Here is a 21,439-nt window from a genome sequence, read left to right as displayed (position 1 = left end):
GCGGTGTGGGGGTTGTGGATAACTCAGGGCTGCTGCTTGCCCTCGGCGAGTTGGCGCAGCATCGCGTTGTAGGCGTCGAGGTCGTCGGCGGTGCCCTCGTCGACCCTGCGGTCGGAGCGGCGGGCCTCGCGGTCGTCGGCCCGGGACCACTGCACGAGCAGCGCGATCAACACCACCAGCAGCGGGATCTCCCCCGACGCCCACGCGATGCCACCGCCGAGGCGCTGGTCGGCGAGGAGATCGGTGTTCCAGGGCAGCCCGAGGCCCTGGTAGAAGCGCTCGCCGATGACCGTTTGCGTGCTCATCAGGATCACCCCGAAGAACGCGTGGAACGGCATGGAGGCGAAGACCAGGCCCAACCGGCCGAGGTGGGGCAACCGCCGCGGAGCGGGGTCGATGCCGATGACGGGCCAGTAGAAGATGTAGCCGACGAGCAGGAAGTGCGCGTTCATGACCAGGTGCGCCCAGTGCTCCTCCAGCGCCGAGTCGAACAGCCCAGTCAGGTAGAGCCCGTAGAAGGACCCGACGAACAGCACGAGGGCCACAACCGGGTGGGTCAGCAAGCGCGACACAGGCGAGTGCACGAACGCCAACAGCCACTCGCGTGCTCCAGGAGGGGCGTCCTTGCCCGCAGGCGGTAGAGCCCTCATCGCCAGCGTCACCGGAGCGCCCAAGACGAGCAGCACGGGCGCCAGCATGGACAGCATCATGTGCGCTTCCATGTGGATGCTGAACATCGCGGGCGAATACCGACCGAACCCGGACGAAGTCGCGAAGAGGATGACAAAGCACCCCGCGAGCCACGATACGAGCCTGCCCACCGGCCAAGAGATGCCCTTTGCCCGCAGCTTCAGAAATCCGCGCAGGTAGACCAAGGCGAGCGCGATCGCGATGGTGCCGAAAACGAGGTCGAACCGCCATGCGAAGAGCAGCTTGCCCAACGTGGGCGCCTCATCGATGGGGTAGCCCAAGGCAAGCTCAACGCGTCCCGGTTCCGCTGCCCCGGTCTCCGGCGGTGGCGTCCTCGCCAACGCTGCCGCGATGCCGATAGTGAGCAACATGATGAGCACTTCGATCGCGGCGAGCCGAGCAAGAGCGCGACCGCTGCCGGTCTCCACTACCTCGCGGACTCCCCGTTCCCGCTGCAGGTAGCCGAAGACACCGAGGATGAGAAGCGCGGCCGTCTTCGCCAAGACGAGCCCGCCGTACCAACTGGTGAAGAGATCTCCCAGCGGGAGCCGAACCCAAGCGTTCACAACTCCGGAGATCGCCATGACGATCCAACACACCAGAGCAACCTGGGAAAATCGCTTCGCGGCAAGCCCGAGATGCTCCGCACGACGACGGCCGTGCGCGAGCAGGGCAACAAGTCCGCCAACCCACAGAGCCGCAGCGACTAGGTGGAACAAGAGGCTGTTGGTCGCCATGTCGTGCTGACCACCGCTAGAGGAGTGCCCAGTGACCGCGACCGGCACGATGCCCACCACCGCGACCACGAAGAGGGCAACCGTCCAACCCCACGTCAGCACAAACCGCGTGGCAACAAGGACAACGAGCGCGATCGCAGCGGTCAGCAACCACGCTTGAGCCTGGGACAGCGTGCTCACCAACTGGAGCAGAACGTCCCCGCGCAAGACCGTGGTGATGTCTCGCCCCACAGCATCAGCAGCGGTGAACGGCGCGGACGCGAGCGCACCTATGAACCAGACAACGGCACCCCAGGACGCCATCCGCACGGCGGCATAACCACCGACGTCGAGCACACCGGACTTCTGGGGCGGTACCAAGAAGGCGGCGAAGAGCAGGCTACCGACCGTGATGACACAACCGATCTCAGTCAGCACCCGCACCACCGTCAACGCGTGCTCGGTGAACGCGTCCGGTGTGGGGAGCCCCTGGATCAGGTACCGGTCGCTACCCGAGGCAGCCACTAGAGCCGCACCGATGAGAGCGGCGAGCAAGCCGCCGACCACGAGCAGCGGAGCCAGACCCGATCGGGGCCGCCGGGTCTCGGTAGGGCTGTCAACAGGCACGGGTCGAGGGTAGTAGCCCGCTGTTGAGGCCCGTGAGAAGCAATGATTCACAACCCGCCGTGCTTGGGTAATCACACACAGGCGGCGAGGCATTACCGTAGGAGCGGTGAGGCGGACTCTTGTCGCGGTGGTCGGCATCGGCCTGCTGGCGGCCTGCGGCGCCCCGGTGGCGGGCCGCCCGGTGCCCGCGGCGGGCTTCGGCCCCGCCACCACCCCCGCAACCTCTCCGTCACCCCTCTCCCTCGACGGTGTGAACCTGTGCGGACTACTTACCGCCGAAGACCTCACCCCGGCGGGCGGCCTGAAAGGCGAGCCCCACAAGCGCACCGCGACCTTCCCCGAAGCCTGCGGCTACCCCCTCGGCAACGGCGCCACCAGTGACATCGCCCTGGTAGCCCTGCACAAGCCACTCAGCCAGGTACGCCAAGACCAGCCCGCGGGCCACGCGGAGACCACCCTCGGCTACCCCACCTGGCTGCACTGCGCGGTCACCGACGGTTACCGCACCTGCACCGCCACGGTCGAGGTCCGCCCCGACAGATCCCTCCTGGTCGCGGTCGACAAGCGGGACATCTCCGAGGCCGCGCTCGTGCGCATCCTGCAACCACTCGCCGAACGCGCGGTGACCAGACTCCCGCGCGCGTAGCGCAACCACCCCTCCCCCAAACGGACGTACGATAGCGGCGTTCGTCACCCGATCAGTTCCAAGCGGAAACGGTAAGGCCGCCTGTGACGATCAGTCCCGTGAGCGGACTACTGTGCAGCCTCGGCCGCACGGCCCAAGCCCCCGTAGCTCAGCGGATAGAGCAGGAGCCTTCTAAGCTCTTGGCCGCAGGTTCGAGTCCTGCCGGGGGCACTCGCTTGCGGTGATCCGTGTCCGCGGAAAGCGCGGACCGGGGCGCTCGTCATCCTCTCTGGGGTGCAACCCCAGACCCGCCCGGCGGGCTTCGCCCCCGGACCCCCGACCGGGGCGCGAGTATGCGGCGAACTTGCGATCACGGAGAGCACGGGCTGCGGGCCGCTCGTCATTTTCGCTGGGGTGCAACCCAGACCCGCCTGGCGGGCTTAGCCCCGGACCCCACGTGGGGGGCGCGTGTGGGGCGCTACGCACCGAACTGGGGCGCTTACGGAACGATCTATGTCCTGGCCGGGTGGCGGGGTGAATCTTGTGTGCGGCAACACATGTTGGTGATTCGCGTGATGTGCCAAGGGGTTGTGGCCGATTGACCCGTGGTGTGGTGGCCCATCGTTGCGGAGTTCTATCGCGAATGACCTGGTGCGGATGGGGCGGTGGCGGGGAAAGCTGGGGGGATGGGTAAAGGGAAGCGCTATCCGCGTGAGGTGTATGAGAACGAGCTCTTGCGGCTGCAGGGTGAGCTCGTCCGGATGCAGGAGTGGGTTCGCGTGTCCGGTGCGCGGGTGGTCGTCCTCTTCGAGGGGCGCGACGCGGCGGGGAAGGGTGGGGCGATCAAGCGGGTGACGGAGTACTTGAACCCGCGTAGTTGTCGGGTGGTGGCGCTACCGACGCCCACCGAGCGCGAGCGGACGCAGTGGTACTTCCAGCGCTACGTCGACCACCTGCCCGCGGCCGGGGAGATCGTGCTGCTCGACCGCAGTTGGTACAACCGCGCCGGGGTGGAGCGGGTGATGGGGTTCTGCACACCGCAGGAGTACCAGCGGTTCTTGCTCCAGTGCCCGATCTTCGAGAACCTGCTGGTCGACGACGGGATCCTGCTGCGCAAGTACTGGTTCTCGGTGAGCGCGCCCGAGCAGTCGCGGCGGTTCCGCGAGCGGCTGGACAACCCGCTCAAGCGGTGGAAGCTCAGCCCGATGGACCTGGAGTCGATCACCCGCTGGGACGACTACTCGCGGGCCCGCGACGACATGCTGGCGCACACCGACACCGCGACCGCGCCGTGGCTGATCGTCGAGGCGGAGGACAAGCGGCGGGCCAGGCTGAATATGATCGCGCACCTGCTCGCGAGTGTGCCGTGGGAACCCGTGGAGCCGCGCACGCTGGAACTGCCGGACCGACCCAAGGGCGGCGGGTACACCCGTCCGCCGCGGGAACTGGAGCACGCGGTGCCCGACCACGCGGGCGCGCTGCTCGAAGGGCTCTAGGTGTGAGCGAAGAGTTGCTGCGGTTGCGCTGCCGGGGGCACGGCGAGATCCGGGCAACCCACGGTAAGACGCTCGAGTTCACCGCCGATAGCGCTATCAGCGGGCGGGCGACGTGCGTGGTGGGAGTGGCGGGCGAGGTCGTTGGGCAGGCACCGGGCGCTGTCGCCGGGCCGGTCGAGATCACCATCAGCGCGGGTGGGGCTACCACGACCGTGCGGGCACTCGCGAACTCGCGGTGGCGGCCGGGGGCTAGCGCGGTGGTGCGTCGCAGTGGCCAACGGCTACCGAACACGCTGGCGACCGACGCTGACCTGTCCTCGGCAGACCTGCCGCGCGAGTTGGTGGCGGCGTTGGCTGACCCGAACACCGTGGTGGACGTCGTAGTGCGTCGGGCGGAGACACCGGGGACGCAGCTTGTCCGGTACCGCGCGGTTGGTCCTGAGGACCGGCTCGCGGCGGAGTGCGCGGCGGCGGATGTGATCGTGGCCGAGGATGCCGGGGCTCGGGCGTTGATCGCCGAGTTGGGGTTCGCGGCTGCCAGGGATGCCACCAACCCGGGGCGGGCGCTCGCAGTGTCCACAGTGGAGGGGACGAGCGCGGTCGTGCGGCGGTTGTTGGCGGAGCGGCCGCGGGTGGAGGTGCTGGGGCTGCCGCCGGAGCTGGCTGTCGCGGGGGCGGCGCCCACGCCCGCACCGGTTCTCGTGGCGACCGGGTTGTCGCGGAAGGACGTGACGAAGCTGGCCGCGACCAGCCGTGCGGCGCGGGTCGTGTTCCGGTGCCCGGCGGCTGAGGTCCCGCGTTGGGTGGCCGGGGCCGAGCACGTGAGCGTGATGGCGCTGGACGAGCGGCCGGTGTGGGCGGCGGTGGACGAGTTCGCGCAGCTGAGCGGATCGGCGGACGTGTGGTGCGCGCTCGACCCGACCGCCAGCACCGACCTCGGCGTTGACGTCGACGTGGCTGAACTGGTGACGGCCCTGCTCGGGTACGACGTTGCCGCGTCGACCGTGGCGCGCGCACTGGCCGCGCAGCCGGGGTGGTCGCGCAAGCAGGCTTATGACTTCGTGCTCGAGCGGACTAAGCCGGGTTGATGTGGCCGCGGAGGGCTAGGACTTCCAGCTGGTCTCGGGAGGAATTGAGGCGGCGAGTCCAAGAGGTCGCCAGGGCGGCGATCTCGTCGGCGTCGAGGTAGGCGGCGGTGTCTAGGTGCCAGCCCGCAGCCTCTAGCGCGGGGCCGAGATCCTTCTCAGCCGACTCCGGGGTGGGTTCTGGGTGGTCACCGACCTCGGGGACCGCAGGACGCCAGGCGTGCAGGTTCAGGGTGATGAGGAACTTGGCGTTAGGCGCGCAGACCGCTGCTAGACCCTTAAGCATCGATGGGTCTGAGCCGAGTACGCCGCGCAAGAGGCTGCCCCAGGGCATGAGGACATGGAGCTCGGTGATGTCGCTTAGGCCTGCCGGGAGTTGTTCGGCCGCTGCCCATAGGTAGAGCAGGTTGGGGAGGCCGCCCTTCTTAGGGGAAGCGGCTGCTTTGGTGGCTGCCTTGCGCATGTTGTCTTTGGCCGCGTCCAAGCCGATCACGAGCAACTCGGGGTGGGTCTTGGCCACGTGCAGCGGGTGCTTGCCGTCACCGGTGCCGACATCCAGGAGGGCGCCCTCGTAGGCGGCCCGCAGGGTGGCGAACGCCCCCTCGTCGACCTCCACGACCTGCTTCCCGGTGACACGGCGCATGGCGGCGAGCCTAGGACAGCGCTGAGCCCCGGGGCCTTGTGGGCCGCCGGGGCTCAGCGCTCAACACATCCCACCCGAGTGCGGGCGGAGGATCACCCGTGCTGGTGGTCCAGCTCGGGGACGCCGGGCAAGGTGGCCAAGCTGTCCAGCGGGGACAGCAGGTCCACCGGGAGGTCGGGCAGCAACGGCAGGCTGTCGACGACCGAGGGGACGTCGGTGCCCGCGTCCAGTGGCGGGTCGCTGACGACGGCGGGCAGCGGCGGCAGCTCGTCGACCACGGGCGGCAGCAGGTCCGACAGGCCGGGGACGATGCCTTCCACCGGCGCCGTGGCGTCATCGGTCAGGTTGGGCACGGTTCCGGTGAGGTCGGGCTGGATGTCCGGGATCGGCAAACCACCCGGGATCGGCAAACCACCCGGAATCGGCAAGCCACCCGGGATCGGCAGCCCACCAGGGATGGGCAGGGTGCCGGGGACGGGCAGCCCACCGGGAATCGGCAGCCCGCCCGGGATCGGCAGGGTGCCCGGGATCGGCAGGGTGCCCGGGATCGGCAATCCGCCCGGAATCGGGAGGCCACCGGGGATGGGCAGGGTGCCCGGGGTGGGCAGCCCACCGGGGACCGGCAAGGTGCCCGGCAGCGTGACGGCGCCGGGGATGAAGCCGCCCGGGTTGGGCAGGGCCCCGGTGAGGGCGCTGAGCAAGGAGTTGACCAGGTCGAGCAGGCCTGCGAGCAGAGCCGGGTTGATCGGACCCGGGATCGGCAGGATGCGCGCGACCTCGGCGGCCTTGGTGTCGGCCGCGTCGGCGGCGGTGGTGGCGCCGCAGCCGCGGATGTGGTTGAGGGCGGCGCGCAGGTCGGCCACCGCGGGGACCCGCTGCTCGTCGGTCCCGGCCGCGGCCAGGTCGGTGTAGGCCGCGGTGAGTTCCTGGACGTGCGCGGCGGTCGGGGAGCGGTCGGAGTGGTCGGCGGGCGCCGCGGTGGCCAGGCCCGCTCCGGTCGCGGTCAGCGCACTCGCGGTCGCGACGGCGGTCACGATCCGCGCGAGGTGGCGATTCATCGGAAGTCCTCTCCGGCGGGAGCTTTCCTTGTCCCCCAACGGCTACCAGGTGCGCCCCGGCTGGACCGGATGATCAGCCGGTGGACGTCGCACCGCGGCCCCCGCTGTGCGACCAACGCCCCCGCTCGCGCACCCCCACCGGGTGAGACCACCCCGGGGAACCCGGGACCGCGCGGCGAAATGCAAGATCATTTCACCTGTCCGAGCGAATCTCGGCCTGACAGCGCGAATACCGGTAACGCGGGCGCGGTTATCTCGGTTCGATCACCACGCGGTTCGGTCACCACGGTGAGCGGACCGCCGGTTCCAGTGCGGCGTTGAGGTTGGCGTAGACGGCGACCAGGTCGCGCACGCCGGTGACGTGCAGGGTGTGCAGGGCGGGCCCGATCGGGGCGGCGACCCGCAGGAGCTTGCCGCGGTGCAGGCAGTGGTAGTGCGCGCGCACGACGATCGGGGCCGCGCCGACGCTGAAGTAGGTGACCTGGCACAGGTCGAGCACGACGAAGCGCTTGACGGTGTTCTCGGCGCAGGCGTCCTCGACCAGTTCGCGCCACGGGCGCTCGGTCGTCATGTCGATCCGCCCGGCGGCGCTGACGACCACCGCGGACCGGGTGCCCCGGATGGTGACCGCCACAGGGTCGCGCGGGTTCAAGGGACCTCCCTCGCGGCGCGGGCGGACGGAAACGATCACCGACGCGGAGCACCGCTCGAGTTCGCCGGGACTATATCCCGATTGTTGCCGGCGAACCGCGCACGACGCGAGCCCGTGCGCAAGACCACATGAAAAATGCGTCTGATTCAGTGAATTGTGCGTTGTTTCCGTTGTCGCTTTCCCGCTATAGCAACCCGGGGTGGGTTCAGCGGTGGTCGCGATCACGTTCGGCGCGCGCCGCCCGGACGGCCCGCACGTGCCGCACCGGTTCCCCGGCAGCCCGCTCCCCCGCCGCCGCGCCCCGACCGGCGGCGGACTGCTCGACGGCTTTCGCCCAGACCAGGTCCCTCAGTTCCACCGACATACCCGGTCGATCGGCCGAATGGAGCACTTCGTTACCGAACGCGATCATCTATCACCCGATGGTATGAGTAATTGGGTGATCAGTGGAGTGAGTTGCCCGGTAATCCTCGAAGCAGACGGTGGTATCCGCCACGAATGGTGGACGACTAGGACGCCAGTCCGGGCGGGAAACCGCCGGTGGCGATCGGGCCCCACGACTCGATCGTCACCCGGATGAGGCACTTGCCCTGCCGCGCCATCGCCGCGCGGTAGTCCGCCCAGTCCGGGTGCTCGCCGGAGATCGACCGGTAGTACTCGACGAGCGGCTCCAGGGCCCCGGGCAGGTCCAAGACCTCGGCCTGACCATCCACCTGCACGTAAGGGCCGTTCCACTCCTCGGAGAGGACACAGGCCGACGTGATGGGGTCGCGGCGCAGGTTAAGAGCCTTGGCGCGGCTGGGGTACGTGGAGACGACCAAGCGGCCGTCCTGGTCGACGCCGTAGGTGACCGGAGACATCTGGGGCGCCCCCGAGGCCCGGCGCGTCACTAGGACGCACCGGTTCCGGGCACGCAAGAACTCCAGCAGACCAGGGCGGTCGGGTACCTCAGCCGTCGCCGTGCGCGGCATCTACTTCGCCGCCAGCTTCGCCAACCGCTCGCTGGTGGGCCAACGGACCTCGGTAGCCCAACCGAGCTTCTCGAACACCCAGATCACCCTGGCGGAGATGTCGACCTGACCGCGCTGCACGCCGTGGCGGGCCGAGGTCGGGTCGGCGTGGTGCAGGTTGTGCCAGGCCTCCCCCATCGACAGCACGGCGAGCGGCCAGAAGTTGGTGGCCTTGTCGCGCGAGCGGAACGGGCGCTCGCCGATCATGTGGCAGACCGAGTTGACCGACCAGGTGACGTGGTGCAGCAGCGACACGCGCACCAGCCCGGCCCAGAAGAACGCGGTCACCGCGCCCCACAGGGACCAGGTGAGCAGGCCGCCGAGCAGCGCGGGCGCCAGCAGCGTCACCGCGGTCCACAGGCCGAACTGGCGGTGCACCCTGCGCATGTCGTCGTCGGCGAGCATGTCCGGGGCGAAGCGCTCGGCGTTGGTCAGCTGGCGGTCGAACACCCAGCCCATGTGCGCGTGCCAGAAGCCCTTGGCCAGCGCGGCGGGCGAGGTGCCGAACAGCCACGGCGAGTGCGGGTCGCCCTCGCGGTCGGAGAACGCGTGGTGGCGGCGGTGGTCGGCGACCCAGTGCAGGATCGGCCCCTGCAGCGCCATGCTGCCCACGATCGCCAGCCCGACCCGCACCGAGCGCCTGGCCTTGAAGGCGCCGTGGGTGAAGTAGCGGTGGAAGCCGACGGTGACCCCGAGGCAGGTGAACGTGTAGAAGAACGCGGCGAGCGCGACGTCGACCCAGCCCAGCCCCCAGCCCCAGGCCAGCGGCACGGCGGCGACCAGCGCGGCGAACGGGACCAGGATGAACAGGTAGGTACCGACCTGCGGCCAGTGCGCCCGGGGCGCGCCGAACATCGGTTTCGGCCCCGCGCTGCCCTCGACGGTCGCGGTCATCTTCTCGTGCCTCCAGCCTGGACGCCGGTACCCACTCGGGCACCGCTCGGCGGTAAGCAAACCAGGCGCCAGCAGGGACACCAAGGCTTGCTTGTGGGATGCCTTGTCCGGTATGTCGGCTCGTCCGGGCAGTGAGGGGTACGTCACAGCAGGTGGGGCGGGCGGGCGCCGGGGCGCGGGCGGGTGGGCCCGCCACAGGGTTTCACCCCGGCGTCGCCGGTCGGACGGGCAGAGGTCAGACCAATGCCGTGATCGCCGCGGAAATGGCGGGCAGGTAGGTGGCGACCTCGGTGTAGATGCCCGGGAACTGCGGGCGCGCGCAGCCGATTCCCCAACTGACGATGCCTACCTGGCGGAACGCGCCGTAGGCGTCGCTCGCCACCATCGGGCCGCCCGAATCCCCCTGGCACGTGTCGACACCGCCGACGCCGACCACCCCCGCGCACAGCATTGACGGTGCCGAGAACGGATAGCCGTACCGGGTGTAGAGGCTGCCGCAGGTGGCGTCATCGACGAACGGGACGTCAGCGTGCAGCAAGTACCTCTGCTGTTCCCCGCCCTCTTGCGCCGCCCCCCAGCCCATCACGCGGAACGGACCTGAAGTCATCACGGCCGGTTGTAGCCGCACGACCGGTATGGGGAGCTTGTGCGCCAACTTCACCAGTGCCCAGTCAGAGCCGTGCCCCGCGGTCGAGTACTCCGGGGCCCGGTAGACATAGACAGAGTCGACGACTATCGCGTTTGGACTCTCCAGGTCGACCACGCCGAATACGGCCTCTATGCGCGTATCCGGCCCGGTCTCACCGACGCAGTGAGCGGCGGTGAGGATCACGTCGGGCGTGATGAGCGACCCGCCGCAGCCCATCGACAGTCGCGCGAGCCACGGGTACGCACCCTGCGGGGCGGGTACACCGCCGACGACCTTGGTGGGCGAGTCGGCGTGTGCGGGCGCGGCGAGAGCGGCGACGAGGGCGAAGCCGAGGACCGCGGCTCGCAGGAGCTTGCGCATGGGTCTTCCCAACTCGAGGGGTCACGGAACGCGACACAGCGGTAGCGCTGTGTCGATCGTGCCGCGTGGGTCGCGAGGTGCGGGAGTTGCCACCGGTGTGGGGGACACCGTGCCCCCGAACGGGCGCTGTGCCGCCGAACTAGCGCTGTGCCGTTGACAAGTGCTATGCCGTCGACAAGTGCTATGCCGTCGGCAAGTGCTATGCCGTCGGCAAGTGCTGTGCCGTCGACAAAGGGATATGCCGTCGACAGAGCTCTAGCGGGGAAGGTCGAACCAGGCGATGGCGCGTTCCTCGAGGCTGCCGAGGTGGACCCGACCGCGGTGCTCGCGCACGCCGGTGACCATGTGGAAGTCGGGGACCGCGCCGCGGAAGTCGCGCACCACCGCGCCGGTCGCGAAGTCCAGCGCCCGCGCCCACACCGTCCGCTTCTCCTTGGGCTGCAACCGCTCCGGGACCCGCCACAGCAGCTTGCGCAACACCGGCGGGGTGCGCAGCAGCAGGTCGACGAGCGCGTCGCGCGGGCTGGCCATGGCGATCCAGAGCAGACCGTCGGACCCGGTGGAGATGTTGTCCGGGAAGGCGGGCAGGTTCTCGGCCAGCACGTCCGCGTGCCCCTGCCGCTCGCCGGTGAGCCACACCCGGCGCAGCCGGTACTCCCAGACGTCGGCGACCACCACGCAGGACCCGTCCGGCGCGAGCGCCACCCCGTTGGCGAACTGCAGCCCGCTCAGCAGCGTGTGCACCGACCCGTCCGGGTCGCGGCGCAGCAGCCGCCCGGTGCCGGAGTGCTCCAGCAGGTCCGCCTTCCAGAACTCCAGGTCGAACCGGTCGGTGGAGTTGGTGAAGTAGACGGTGCCGTCGTCGGCGACCGCGGCGTTGTTGCACACCCGCAGGTTCGGCCCGGCCGGGATCAGCACCTCCACCTCCCCGTTCGCCGCGTCGACCAGCAGCAGCCCGCGATCGGCGTCGCAGACCAGCAGGCGCCCGTCGGGGTAGAACTCCAGGCCGAGCGGGCGACCGCCGGTGTCGGCGACGACCTCCGCCGCGCCGTCGGCGATCCGCAGGATGCGACCGTCCTCGACGCCGGTGAGCACCCGGCCCTCGGCGTCGACCAGCACGTCCTCGGTGCCCTTGCCGCCGACCGGGAGCACGGTCAGCGGCGGCAGCGCCGAGCCGCGCGGCGGCTTGCCCGCCCGGGGGGCGCGCCAGACGACGGGGTCGATCTTCGGCCGGGCCATGGGTGCTCCTTCACCGAGGGGCGGCGATCACCTCGCGGCAGCGCCGGTCGAGGTGGCCGATGACTGTCCAGAAGTCCCGGTATGCCGGGTTGTGGGTGTGCCCGTGGTGGTAGCGGTAGTAGATCTGCTGCATGATCACCGCCAGTCGGAACAGTCCGAAGACTTCGTAGAAGGCCCAGTCGGTCGGGCGGGAACCGGTCCGCTCGACGTAGTGGGCGACCACCTCGGCGCGGGTGAGCATGCCAGGCAGGTGGGTCGGCTGTCTGCGGGCGCGCCGGAAAATCGCGTCGTCGTCGACCTGGACCCAGTAGGCGAGCGCGGCGCCGAGGTCCATCAGCGGGTCGCCGAGGGTCGCCATCTCCCAGTCGAGCACCCCGACGACGGCGGGCCCGCGCAGCACGGCGTTGTCGAAGCGCCAGTCGTTGTGGACGACCACGGTGGCCACGTCGTCGGGTTGGACCGCGGCGAGCCAGTCGGTGACGGCGGCGAAGTCCGGCACGTTGTCGGTGCGGGCGGCGGCGAAGCGCCGGGTCCAGCCGCGCACCTGCCTGGCCACGTAACCCGCGCCTTTGCCGAGGTCGGCGAGTCCGGCCGCGCCCGGGTCGACGCGGTGCAGGTCGATGAGCCGGTCGACCAGGGCGGTGGACAACTCGCGCGCTTGTGCTGGGGTCAAGGACATATCGGGCGGTAGGTCGCCGCGCAGGATCGTGCCGTGGACGCGTTCCATGAGGTAGAAGTCGCTGCCGAGAACACTGTGGTCCTCGCAGAGGCCTAACACCTCCGGCACGTACGGGTAGACCGGTTTAAGTGCGCGTTGCACCCGGAACTCGCGGCGCATGTCGTGCGCGGACGCGGCCTTGCGGCCAACCGGCGGGCGCCGCAGCACCAGCTCGCGGTCGGGGTAGCTCAAGAGGTAGGTCAGGTTCGACGCGCCGCCGGGGAATTGACCGACTTCCGGCTCGACGTCCGGTATGTCCATTGTGGAGCGGATCCAGGCGTGCACGGCGGCGACGTCGAACGCGTCCTCGGCGCGCACCGGCCCGGTCACGACAGCCTCGCCACGACCCGCAGCGGCAGGTTGCGCATGGCGAACCCGAGCACCGTCCACGGCCAGCCCGGCACGCACGCGGTCGCGACCTCGCGCTCGATCGCGCGGACCATGGCCCGCACCCCGGTCGCGGTGTCCACCAGCAGCGGGGTCTTGCGGACCCGCTCGTTCATCTCCGAGCGGATGTAGCCGGGGAACAGCGTGGTCACCTTGATCGGCGTGCGCAGCGTGTCCGCCCGGATCCCCTCGGCCAGCGCGGCGACCCCGGCCTTGCTGGCGGCGTAGGTGGACAGGTTGCGCGGCATCCCCCGCATCGCGCTCATCGACGACACGACCACCAGGTGCCCGGCGTCCTGCTCGCGGAACGCGGTCAGCGCGGCCTCGCACTGGGCCAGCGCGGCGACGAAGTTCGTCTCCGCCGTCTGCCGGTTCGCGTGGAAGTAGCCGGTCCCCAGCGGCTGCCCCTTGCCCAACCCGGCGTTGACCACCACCCGGTCGAGCGTGCCCACCTCGGCCCGCGCCTCGGCGAAGACCCGGAACACCGCGTCGTGGTCGGTGACGTCGAGCGCCTTGACCAGCACGGTGCAGCCGGGGTTGGCGGTGCGCAACTCCTGCCGCAGCTCGGCCAGCCGGTCGGTGCGCCTGGCCGCGAGCACCAGGGTGCGCCCCTTCGCCGCGAACTGCCGCGCCATCTCGGCGCCGAGGCCGGAACTGGCACCGGTGATGAGGATGTTCTTGCGGGTCAACGGCTTTCCCTTCGGTACTTCGCCAGCTCGAGGCGGGCGACGACACCCCGGTGGACCTCGTCGGGACCGTCGGCCAGGCGCAGCGACCTGGCGGCGGCGTAGGCGGCGGCGAGCGGGAAGTCGTCGCTGAGCCCCGCGGCGCCGTGCAGCTGGATGGCGAGATCGATGACCGACAGGGCCATCGACGGAACGGCGACCTTGATCTGCGACACCTCGGCGCGGGCGCCGTCGAGGCCGCGCGTGTCGAGCTTCCACGCGGCGTTGAGCACGAGCAGCCGGGCCTGATCGATGGCGATGCGGGCGTCGGCGATGCGTTCGCGGTTGCCGCCGAGGTCGGCCAGCGGCTTGCCGAAAGCGACCCGACCGGTGGCGCGCACGCAGGCGAGTTCCAGGGCCTTCTCGGCGAGCCCGACCAGCCGCATGCAGTGGTGGACCCGGCCGGGGCCGAGCCTGCCCTGGGCGATCTCGAAGCCGCGGCCGACGCCCGCGATGACCGAGTCCAGCGGCAGCCGCACGTCGGTGAAGGACACCTGGCCGTGGCCGTACGGCTCGTCGTGGCGGCCGAACACGGGCAGCATCCGCTCGACGGTGACCCCCGGGGTGTCCAGCGGGACCAGGACCATCGTGTGCTGGGCGTGCCGGGGCGCGGTGGGGTCGGTCAGCCCCATGAAGATCGCGACGGCGCAGTGCGGGTGGCCGACGCCGGTGGAGAACCACTTGGTGCCGTTGAGGACGACCTCATCGCCGTCGGGGATCGCGGTGGCGGCCATGGTGGTGGCGTCGGAGGAGGCGACGTCCGGTTCGGTCATGCAGAACGCGGAGCGGATGGTCCCGTCGAGCAGCGGGCGCAGCCACCGGTCCTGCTGGGCGGGGCTGCCGTAGAGGTGCAGCACCTCCATGTTCCCGGTGTCGGGGGCGTTGCAGTTGAACACCTCCGGCGCCAGCAGCGAGCGGCCCATCGCCTCGGCCAGCGGCGCGTACTCCACAGTGGACAAACCGGACTCGGCGGGCAGGAACAGGTTCCACAGGCCCTGCGCGCGGGCCCTCGCCTTGAGCTGCTCGACGCGCGGGAGCACGACCCACGGGTTGTCGAGGCGGGCGAGTTCGCGGTGGTGCTCGGCCTCGACCGGCTCGATCTCGGCGCGGACGAAGCGGGTCACCCGCTCCAGCAGGTCCGCCGACCTGGCCGAGTGCGCGAAGTCCACGCCGAGCCTCCTCACCGGAGCTGGAGTTACCCGTGGGTCAACTTAGCCGGAAAGGGTGCTCGCCCGCACCCCCTGCGAGGTGCGGGCGATCGGCGGAAACGTCAGGAACCCACGTGGAGCAGCTTGTTCGGGGTTCCGGAGCTCGGGTTGGTGATCTTGCCGGAGGAGGCGCCCGCGACCAGGGCGGCGGCGACGTCGGCGGGGCTGGCCGACGGGTTGCCCGCCAGGTACAGGGCCGCGGCGCCGGTCACGTGCGGGGTGGCCATCGAGGTGCCGCTGATCCGGTTGGTGGCGGTGGTGCCGCCGATCCAGGACGAGGTGATGTTCACGCCCGGCGCGTAGATGTCGACGATCGAGCCGTAGCTGGAGAACTGCGCCTGCTTGTCGGTGTCGTCGGACGCGGCGACGGTGATCGCCTCCTGGACCCGGGCGGGCGAGTAGCCGCTGGCGTTGTCGCCGGAGTTGCCCGCGGCGACGGCGAAGGTGACACCGGCGGAGATGGCGCCCTTCACGGCCTGGTCGAGCGCGCTGTCACCGGGGCCGCCGAGGCTCATGTTCGCCACCGAGGCACCGCTGTGGTTCTCCGCGACCCACTCGATGCCCGCGACGACGCCGTCGGTGCTGCCGCTGCCGTTGTCGTCGAGCACCCGGACCGGGACGATCTTCACGCCCTTGGCGACCCCGTACTCCTTGCCGCCGATGGTGCCCGCCACGTGCGTGCCGTGGCCGTTGCCGTCCTCGGGGTCGTCGTCGTTGTCGACCGCGTCGAACCCGCCGGACGCGCGGCCGCCGAAGGTGCTGTGCGCGGTGTTGACCCCGGTGTCGATGACGTACGCGGTGACCTCGACCGCCTCGCCCGGGTAGGTGTAGCTGTTGTCGAGCGGCAGGTCGGCCTGGTCGATGCGGTCCAGGCCCCACGACGGCGGGTCTTCCTGGGTGCCGGTCGCGTGGAAGCGCTGGTTGGCCTGGACGTAGGCGACGGCGGGGTCCGCGGCGAGTTCGGCGGCCCGCTCGGCGGACATGGTCGCTGAGAAGCCGGTGATCGCCGTGTCGAACTGGCGGTTGACCGTGGCGCCGTAGCGGTCGGCCAGCGCGGCGGACTGCGCGCCGACAGCGGCCCTGGTGTCTTTCAGGACAACGATGTAGCTATCCGCGATCGCGTCCGGGGATCCGGCGTGGCGGACCTGCCCCTCGGCCGCTTGAGCGGTGGGAGTAATGGCGACCGCCGCGATCGCGGCAGCTCCGACAAGCGCGAAACCGACAGCGAGTCGGCCCCGACGACCTTCGCGCTTCGAAGTCATGGAAGACCTTTCGTTAGCCCCAATGGATCACTTGCTTGAGTGATATGCAACGCCTGGTCCGGAAATGCCTCAACAGTTGCCACTTGCCACATGTGAGCCGGACGGCGTAGCGCCACTAGGTCGAACGCGCCATGATCATATTCGATGAATACCCATTGGTAGCACTGACGAGTAGGGTCATCTGCCCAGCTCAAGACCACTTTCGACGCGGTCGCACAAGATTGCGCCAAGGTGACATCGAATGTGAACGAAAAACTTCAAATCCATGCTGATTCGACGGTCGAACTAGCCATTCCCGCCGCGCTTACCCAACGGCGGTGGGTTGCGCGGCTTGATTCGACCGTGATATCAGCCGAGCTGGTTGCGCAGCAGTTTGCCGGTGGCGTTGCGCGGCAACTCGTCGAGGAAGACGACTTCCCTGGGCACTTTGAACCGGGCCAGGTTGCCGCGCACGTGCTCGCGCAACCGCTCCTCGGTGACCGCCGCGCCGGGCTCCAGGACCACGAACGCCTTGAGCCGCTGGCCGAACTCGGCGTCGGGTACCCCGAGCACCGCGGCCTCAACCACGCCGGGGAAGGCGACGAGCAGGTTCTCGATCTCGCCGGGGAACACGTTCTCGCCACCGGAGACGATCATGTCGTCGTCGCGGCCGTCGATGAACAGCCGCCCGGCGGCGTCGAAGTGCCCGACGTCCCCGGTGGACAGCAGCCCGCCGATGACCTCCTTGTGCCGCCCGTCGGTGTACCCGCCGAAGGCGAGCCCGCTGCCCGCGAACACCCGCCCGGTCACGCCCGGCTCGACCACCGGCGCGCCGTCGGCGTCGTAGAGCACGACCCGGCACCCGACCGGGGGCTTGCCGACCGTGCCGGGTGCCGCGCGCCAGTCCTCGGGGGTGGCGACCGAGGCGACCGACACCTCGGTCGAGCCGTACAGGTTGTGGATCACCTCGCCGAACACCCGGGTGGCCCGGTCGCCCAACTCGGGCGACAGCGCGGACCCGGCGGTGAACACGATCCGCAGGCTGCTGGTGTCGTAGCGGCCGAGCACGTCCGCGCCCAGGTCGAGGACGCGCTGCAGCATGGTCGGCACCAGCACGAGCGCGGTGGCCCGGTTGTCGGCGATCGCGGCGAGGGTGGCCTCGGGGTCGAACCTGCGGCGCACGACGACCCGCGAGCCGAGCGCGAAAGAGATGATGAACTGCGAGAAGCCGGTCGCGTGGAACAGCGGTGCGGCCAGGACGGTCGCCTCACCGGTGCGCAGCGGGATGCGGTCGAGGAACTGCGCGGCGGCCAGCGGCGAGCGGACCTGGCGGGGCGCGCCCTTCGGGGTGCCGGTGGTGCCGCTGGTGAGCAGCACCATCCCGCCCGGTTGGCGCGGCATCGGCACGGCGCGGTCGTCGGTCGCGGCGATCAAGTCCTCCAGGGTGACCGCCCCCTCGGGCGCGTCGTCGACCCAGGCCAGGAAGCTGGGCAGCGACCGGGGCAGCGCCTCGACCAGCGGGGTGAACTCCTGGTCGTAGACGAAGACGGTGACACCCTCCCGCTCGGCCACGTCGACCAGTTGCGGGCGGGCGAAGCCGGTGTTCATCAGCAGTAACCGGGCGCCGAGCTTGGACGCGGCCAGCATCGTCTCCACGGCGCCGCGGTGGTCGCGGGCCAGCAGCGCCACCACCGAGTCCGGGGTGACCCCGCGCGCGGCGAACGCCCTGGCCAGCGCGTTGGACCTGCGGTCGAGCTCGGCGAAGGTCAGCGGCCCGCGCTCGTCGACCAGCCCGATCGCGGTCCGGTCGCGGGTGGCGGCGATCCGGGCGGCCCCGGCGATCGGCCCCAACCGGCGCATCGCGATCATCGAGCCGAGCACGTGGTCGGGCCTGCCCAGCGGCACCAGCCCGGCGCGGCGCATGACATCGACGCTGCGGACCGCGGTGGGGACCTTCGCGGCCAGCTCGCGAACGCGGGTCAGGTACTCGCTCACCGACGCCTCCCAACAGGTGTTACCCAGGGGTAACACCGTGCCGCAGAACCTACTGGCGCGTCAACCACCAGCGATTGTCAGGGTCATGACCCAGAATGCCGAAGTGCGCGTCGTGGTGGTACCAGGAGCCGAGGGGGCGGGACGGGCGGTCTTGCCCGACCAGTCCCCCATCGACGTCCCCGACCTCGCCGCGTGGATGGGGGACCTGGAACGGCGGCACGCGCCCCGGTGGGTGCTGCCCTCGCTGGACGAGGCGTACCCGGCACTGCTGCGCGCGGGCGTGCGGCTGGGCCGGTGCCACGACTTGGCGCTGGTCGAGGGCATCCTGCTCGCCTTCGAGCAGCAGCCGGGCAAGCCGCGCAACCTGGCGGCCGCCTGGGCCAGGCCGCGCCGCCTCGCCGAGCCCGCGGACCCACCACCGCTGGTCCGCGACGGGCCGCCCGCGCTGTTCGAGACCGACCGCGGCACCACCCCGGTCGGCGTGGACCCGGTGCTCGCGGCGACCGAGGTGCTGACCGACCAGGAGCGCAGGCTCGCCGCGACCGCCCACCCGGACCGGCTGCGGTTGCTGGCCGCCGCCGAGTCGGCGGGCGGGCTGGCCGCGGCCGAGATGAGCCACCACGGACTCCCCTGGCGCGCCGAGGTCCACACCGGACTGCTCACCGAGATGCTGGGTCCGCGCACGGCGCCGGGGGTGCGGCCCGCCAAGCTCGCGGTGCTGGCGGAGCGGATCAGCGCGGCGTTCGCGGGCAGGCCGATCAACCCGGACCACCCGCCGAGCATCGTGAAGGCGTTCGCGCGCGAGGGCATTGAGGTGTCGTCGGCGCGGGCGTGGGTGCTGCGCGAGATCGAGCACCCGGCTGTGGCGCCGCTGCTGGAGTACAAGGAGTTGGCGCGGCTGTGGGTCGCGCACGGGTGGTCCTGGCTGGACTCGTGGGTGACCGCGGGCCGGTTCCGGCCGGAGTACGTGGTCGGCGGGGTCGTGTCGGGGCGGTGGGCGACCCGCGGCGGGGCGGCGCTGCAGTTGCCGAAGGCGTTGCGGACCGCGGTCCGGGCCGATCCCGGCTGGTCGCTGGTGGCGGCCGACGCGTCCCAACTGGAGCCGCGGGTGCTCGGCGCCCTCTCCGGCGACCAGCGCTTCGCCGAGGTCTCGGCGACCGACGACCTCTACACGAGCCTGGCCGCGGACGCGTTCGACGGGGACCGGGGCCGGGCGAAGATCGCGATGCTCTCGGCGATGTACGGCGGCACCAGCGGCGAGGCCGGGCCGCTGCTCGCCGTGCTGCGCAAGCGGTTCCCGGTGGCCGTCGAGTACGTGGAGCAGGCCGCGCGGGCGGGCGAGGAGGGGCGGGTCGTGCGGTCGCGGCTGGGGCGCACCAGCCCGCCGCCGAGCGCCGCCTGGCGGGAGCGGACCGGGGCCTCGGAGACCGAGACCGAGCAGCGGGCGGGACGGCAGGCGGCCCGGGAGTGGGGTCGGTTCACCCGGAACTTCGTAGTGCAGGCGAGCGCGGCGGACTGGGCGCTGACGATGCTGGCGACCCTGCGGCGGCGGCTGTTCCAGGTGGCGCCGCTGGCCCAGATCGTGTTCTTCCAGCACGACGAGGTGCTGGTGCACTGCCCCGCGGAGGTGGCCGAGATCGCCGTCGCCGAGATCGGGGCGGCGGCGGAGGAAGCCAGTGCCCTGGTGTTCCCGGAGACGGCGGTGCTGTTCCCGCTCGTGGCGCAAGTGGCCCAGAGCTACGCCGACGCCAAATGACCGAGCGGCCGACCCCCACCGGGAGTCGGCCGCTCGTCTGTCGCAAGAGCATTACGGGCGCGAGGCCCGCAGGGTGTAGCTGCCGGAGCCGCTGTACGCGTGCACCTGCCACCGGTAGTAACCCGCGGTGCCGGTGTACGAAACGGACTCCACATTGGACGGTGTGGTGCCGCTGGCCACGTTCGCCCAGCTGCTCCCGTTCCACTTCTGCAGGTTCAGGTCGAAGTCCGTCCCGGACGGCCCGGTGAGGCAGCCGCGGTGCGCACCGGTGACGCTGGTCTGGTAGTAGCTGTTGTTCGGCTGGATGGCCTGCCCGCCGCTGGCGAGGCTGCCGGTGTAGGTGGTGCCGGTGCAGGTGCCCGGCGGGGTGGTGGGCGGCGTGGTCGTCGGCGGCGTCCCACCGCCGGTGACCAGGCTCAACCCGTAGACCTGCAGGATCTCGTTGACCGGCTGGAAGTAGGTCGTCCCGCCGGAGGAGCAGTTGCCGGATCCGCCGGAGGTCACGCCCTGGGCCTGGCTGCCGGAGATGGCGGAGCCGCCGGAGTCGCCCGGCTCGGCGCAGACGTTGGTGCGGATCAGGCCGGTGATGGTGCCCTCGGGGTAGGTGACCGAGGAGTTGCGGGCCTGGATCGTGCCGCAGTGCCAGCCGGTGGTGGAGCCGGAGCGGCAGATCGAGGAGCCGACCGGCGCCTCGGTGCTGCCCGCGACGGCGACGCGACCGCCGGAGTAATTGTTGACGGCGCCGATCATCGTGTTGCCGGAGTTGACCCGGACGAACGCGTAGTCGTTGCCGGGGAAGCTCGACCCGGCGAAGCTGCCGCTGGGCGTCGTCGTGGTGGCGCCGGTGCGGCCGCAGTGGCCCGCGGTGATGAAGCCACCGTTGACCGAGAAGCCGACCGAGCAGCGGGTGCCGCTGCCGATGTAGTACGCGTTGCCGCCGACCACGTCGATCAGCTTGCGCGGGGACTCGTCCGAGGCCTCGACGGCGACCGCGTCAGCGGGGACACCGCTGGCCGCGACGAACGCGCGGGCCGCGGCCAGCGCCGAGCCGCGCGACTTGACCACGATCTTGTTGCTCGTGACGTCGACGTACCAGGCGGGGACGGTCTTCGGGCTGCGCGCCAGGTTGGCGTCCAGTTTGGCCTTGAGGTCGTCGAGCTGCGCCTCCGTGCGGGACACGACGACCGCGTCGGCACCGGCGGACCTGGCGGCCGCGGCGGCCCCGGTGTCGGTTACCGCGACGACGAGCTTGCCCCGGCCCGCGTCGTACCAGGAGCCGCCGTGCCGGTTGGCCAACTGCTTGCGCAGCGCCCGGTCGGCCTTGGCGGCCCGGTCCTCGTTGGTGATGCGGGTGCCCGCCTGCTCGGCGGACAGGCCGAGGTCGCGCTGCATCGCCGCGCGCATTCCGTCGGCGGCCGCGGGCGGGGCGGGTGCCGCCTCGGCCGATAAGGACACCGCGACGACGACACCGGCCGTCGCCACGGTGGCTGAGAGCAGGGCTGTGATGCGTCTTGCCATGCCGTTCTCCTCGTGCAGGGGAAGGTTTACGGGATGGCTGCGTACCGGCGCGGCGAAGCGGGCCGGGTGGCTGGTCCGGCCGAGCGCACTTCGGTCGCGGGGAGTCCGGCTGACGGAGATCAACCGGACGAAACGGTCAGCAGGTGC

19 protein-coding genes and 1 tRNA gene are annotated in these 21,439 nt (G+C 70.8%); 5 read left to right on the top strand and 15 right to left on the bottom strand.

The window, feature by feature from the left end; genetic code table 11:
• Window positions 1–23: 23 nt before the first annotated feature.
• Window positions 24–2,033 (bottom strand): bifunctional copper resistance protein CopD/cytochrome c oxidase assembly protein, encoded by a 2,010-nt coding sequence (locus LV75_RS10630; RefSeq protein WP_253886642.1) that lies wholly within the window; start codon window positions 2,031–2,033, stop codon window positions 24–26.
• Window positions 2,034–2,139: 106 nt separating this feature from the next.
• On the opposite strand from LV75_RS10630, the gene LV75_RS10625 reads away from it, so the two are divergent.
• The 4 genes from LV75_RS10625 to LV75_RS10610 all read left to right on the top strand — a co-directional run bounded on the left by LV75_RS10625 (window position 2,140) and on the right by LV75_RS10610 (window position 5,242).
• The gene (locus LV75_RS10625; RefSeq protein ID WP_253886641.1) at window positions 2,140–2,679 is read left to right on the top strand and encodes a DUF3558 family protein; all 540 of its coding nucleotides are present in this window, start codon (window positions 2,140–2,142) and stop codon (window positions 2,677–2,679) included.
• 137 nt (window positions 2,680–2,816) lie between these two features.
• Window positions 2,817–2,889 (top strand) — tRNA-Arg (locus LV75_RS10620).
• Window positions 2,890–3,344: 455 nt separating this feature from the next.
• Window positions 3,345–4,154, top strand: coding sequence for a polyphosphate kinase 2 (gene ppk2 / locus LV75_RS10615; protein WP_253886640.1), 810 nt, complete (start codon window positions 3,345–3,347; stop codon window positions 4,152–4,154).
• A gap of 2 nt (window positions 4,155–4,156) precedes the next feature.
• Window positions 4,157–5,242, top strand: coding sequence for a DUF371 domain-containing protein (locus LV75_RS10610; protein ID WP_253886639.1), 1,086 nt, complete (start codon window positions 4,157–4,159; stop codon window positions 5,240–5,242).
• Here the strand turns inward: LV75_RS10610 and kamB are convergent.
• The 13 genes from kamB to LV75_RS10545 form a co-directional block, all read right to left on the bottom strand.
• Window positions 5,229–5,882, bottom strand: coding sequence for a 16S rRNA (adenine(1408)-N(1))-methyltransferase KamB (gene kamB / locus LV75_RS10605; RefSeq protein WP_253886638.1), 654 nt, complete (start codon window positions 5,880–5,882; stop codon window positions 5,229–5,231). The two genes, LV75_RS10610 and kamB, sit on opposite strands and share 14 nt — an antisense overlap.
• A gap of 92 nt (window positions 5,883–5,974) precedes the next feature.
• Complete coding sequence (locus LV75_RS10600) at window positions 5,975–6,940, bottom strand: hypothetical protein (protein ID WP_253886909.1); 966 nt, start codon at window positions 6,938–6,940, stop codon at window positions 5,975–5,977.
• Window positions 6,941–7,220: 280 nt separating this feature from the next.
• On the bottom strand, window positions 7,221–7,592 hold the full coding sequence (locus LV75_RS10595) for an STAS domain-containing protein (RefSeq protein WP_253886637.1): 372 nt from the start codon (window positions 7,590–7,592) through the stop codon (window positions 7,221–7,223).
• Window positions 7,593–7,797: 205 nt separating this feature from the next.
• Window positions 7,798–7,950 (bottom strand): hypothetical protein, encoded by a 153-nt coding sequence (locus LV75_RS10590; RefSeq protein WP_253886636.1) that lies wholly within the window; start codon window positions 7,948–7,950, stop codon window positions 7,798–7,800.
• 151 nt (window positions 7,951–8,101) lie between these two features.
• Window positions 8,102–8,563 (bottom strand): PPOX class F420-dependent oxidoreductase, encoded by a 462-nt coding sequence (locus tag LV75_RS10585; RefSeq protein ID WP_253886635.1) that lies wholly within the window; start codon window positions 8,561–8,563, stop codon window positions 8,102–8,104.
• A complete protein-coding gene (locus LV75_RS10580) occupies window positions 8,564–9,496 on the bottom strand; it encodes an acyl-CoA desaturase (protein WP_253886634.1) in 933 nt (310 codons plus the stop codon).
• A 235-nt stretch (window positions 9,497–9,731) separates the two neighbouring features.
• Entirely contained in the window at window positions 9,732–10,505 is a 774-nt protein-coding gene (locus tag LV75_RS10575; RefSeq protein ID WP_253886633.1) for a S1 family peptidase, read from the bottom strand.
• A 255-nt stretch (window positions 10,506–10,760) separates the two neighbouring features.
• Window positions 10,761–11,744 (bottom strand): SMP-30/gluconolactonase/LRE family protein, encoded by a 984-nt coding sequence (locus tag LV75_RS10570; RefSeq protein ID WP_253886632.1) that lies wholly within the window; start codon window positions 11,742–11,744, stop codon window positions 10,761–10,763.
• 10 nt (window positions 11,745–11,754) lie between these two features.
• Window positions 11,755–12,792, bottom strand: a complete 1,038-nt coding sequence (locus LV75_RS10565) for a phosphotransferase family protein (RefSeq protein ID WP_253886631.1) — start codon at window positions 12,790–12,792, stop codon at window positions 11,755–11,757.
• A complete protein-coding gene (locus tag LV75_RS10560; RefSeq protein WP_301318967.1) occupies window positions 12,789–13,538 on the bottom strand; it encodes an SDR family oxidoreductase in 750 nt (249 codons plus the stop codon). The genes LV75_RS10565 and LV75_RS10560 overlap by 4 nt, the downstream gene beginning before the upstream one ends.
• The gene (locus LV75_RS10555; protein WP_253886630.1) at window positions 13,535–14,743 is read right to left on the bottom strand and encodes an acyl-CoA dehydrogenase family protein; all 1,209 of its coding nucleotides are present in this window, start codon (window positions 14,741–14,743) and stop codon (window positions 13,535–13,537) included. The genes LV75_RS10560 and LV75_RS10555 overlap by 4 nt, the downstream gene beginning before the upstream one ends.
• Window positions 14,744–14,844: 101 nt before the next feature.
• On the bottom strand, window positions 14,845–16,044 hold the full coding sequence (locus LV75_RS10550; RefSeq protein ID WP_253886629.1) for a S8 family peptidase: 1,200 nt from the start codon (window positions 16,042–16,044) through the stop codon (window positions 14,845–14,847).
• Between the two features lie 348 nt (window positions 16,045–16,392).
• Window positions 16,393–17,946, bottom strand: coding sequence for an acyl-CoA synthetase (locus LV75_RS10545; protein WP_253886897.1), 1,554 nt, complete (start codon window positions 17,944–17,946; stop codon window positions 16,393–16,395).
• Window positions 17,947–18,121: 175 nt separating this feature from the next.
• On the opposite strand from LV75_RS10545, the gene LV75_RS10540 reads away from it, so the two are divergent.
• On the top strand, window positions 18,122–19,774 hold the full coding sequence (locus tag LV75_RS10540; RefSeq protein WP_372504163.1) for a bifunctional 3'-5' exonuclease/DNA polymerase: 1,653 nt from the start codon (window positions 18,122–18,124) through the stop codon (window positions 19,772–19,774).
• A 51-nt stretch (window positions 19,775–19,825) separates the two neighbouring features.
• Here LV75_RS10540 and LV75_RS10535 read toward each other — a convergent pair whose 3' ends face one another.
• Window positions 19,826–21,292 carry a S1 family peptidase gene (locus LV75_RS10535; protein WP_253886627.1) on the bottom strand — a complete coding sequence of 489 codons (1,467 nt, stop codon included), beginning with the start codon at window positions 21,290–21,292 and terminating at the stop codon, window positions 19,826–19,828.
• Between the last annotated feature and the right edge of the window lie 147 nt (window positions 21,293–21,439).

Source organism: Actinokineospora diospyrosa (assembly GCF_024171925.1).
Taxonomy (GTDB): Bacteria; Actinomycetota; Actinomycetes; order Mycobacteriales; family Pseudonocardiaceae; genus Actinokineospora; species Actinokineospora diospyrosa.
This window is presented reverse-complemented; position numbering and strand designations above follow the sequence as displayed.

Coding starts and splice junctions, on each gene's coding strand:
- ppk2 (WP_253886640.1), top strand. CDS start 3,345: ATGGGTAAAGGGAAGCGCTATCCGCGTGAGGTGTATGAGAACGAGCTC.
- LV75_RS10570 (WP_253886632.1), bottom strand. CDS start 11,744: ATGGCCCGGCCGAAGATCGACCCCGTCGTCTGGCGCGCCCCCCGGGCG.
- LV75_RS10575 (WP_253886633.1), bottom strand. CDS start 10,505: ATGCGCAAGCTCCTGCGAGCCGCGGTCCTCGGCTTCGCCCTCGTCGCC.
- LV75_RS10580 (WP_253886634.1), bottom strand. CDS start 9,496: ATGACCGCGACCGTCGAGGGCAGCGCGGGGCCGAAACCGATGTTCGGC.
- kamB (WP_253886638.1), bottom strand. CDS start 5,882: ATGCGCCGTGTCACCGGGAAGCAGGTCGTGGAGGTCGACGAGGGGGCG.
- LV75_RS10535 (WP_253886627.1), bottom strand. CDS start 21,292: ATGGCAAGACGCATCACAGCCCTGCTCTCAGCCACCGTGGCGACGGCC.
- LV75_RS10585 (WP_253886635.1), bottom strand. CDS start 8,563: ATGCCGCGCACGGCGACGGCTGAGGTACCCGACCGCCCTGGTCTGCTG.
- LV75_RS10600 (WP_253886909.1), bottom strand. CDS start 6,940: ATGAATCGCCACCTCGCGCGGATCGTGACCGCCGTCGCGACCGCGAGT.
- LV75_RS10550 (WP_253886629.1), bottom strand. CDS start 16,044: ATGACTTCGAAGCGCGAAGGTCGTCGGGGCCGACTCGCTGTCGGTTTC.
- LV75_RS10545 (WP_253886897.1), bottom strand. CDS start 17,946: ATGCGCCGCGCCGGGCTGGTGCCGCTGGGCAGGCCCGACCACGTGCTC.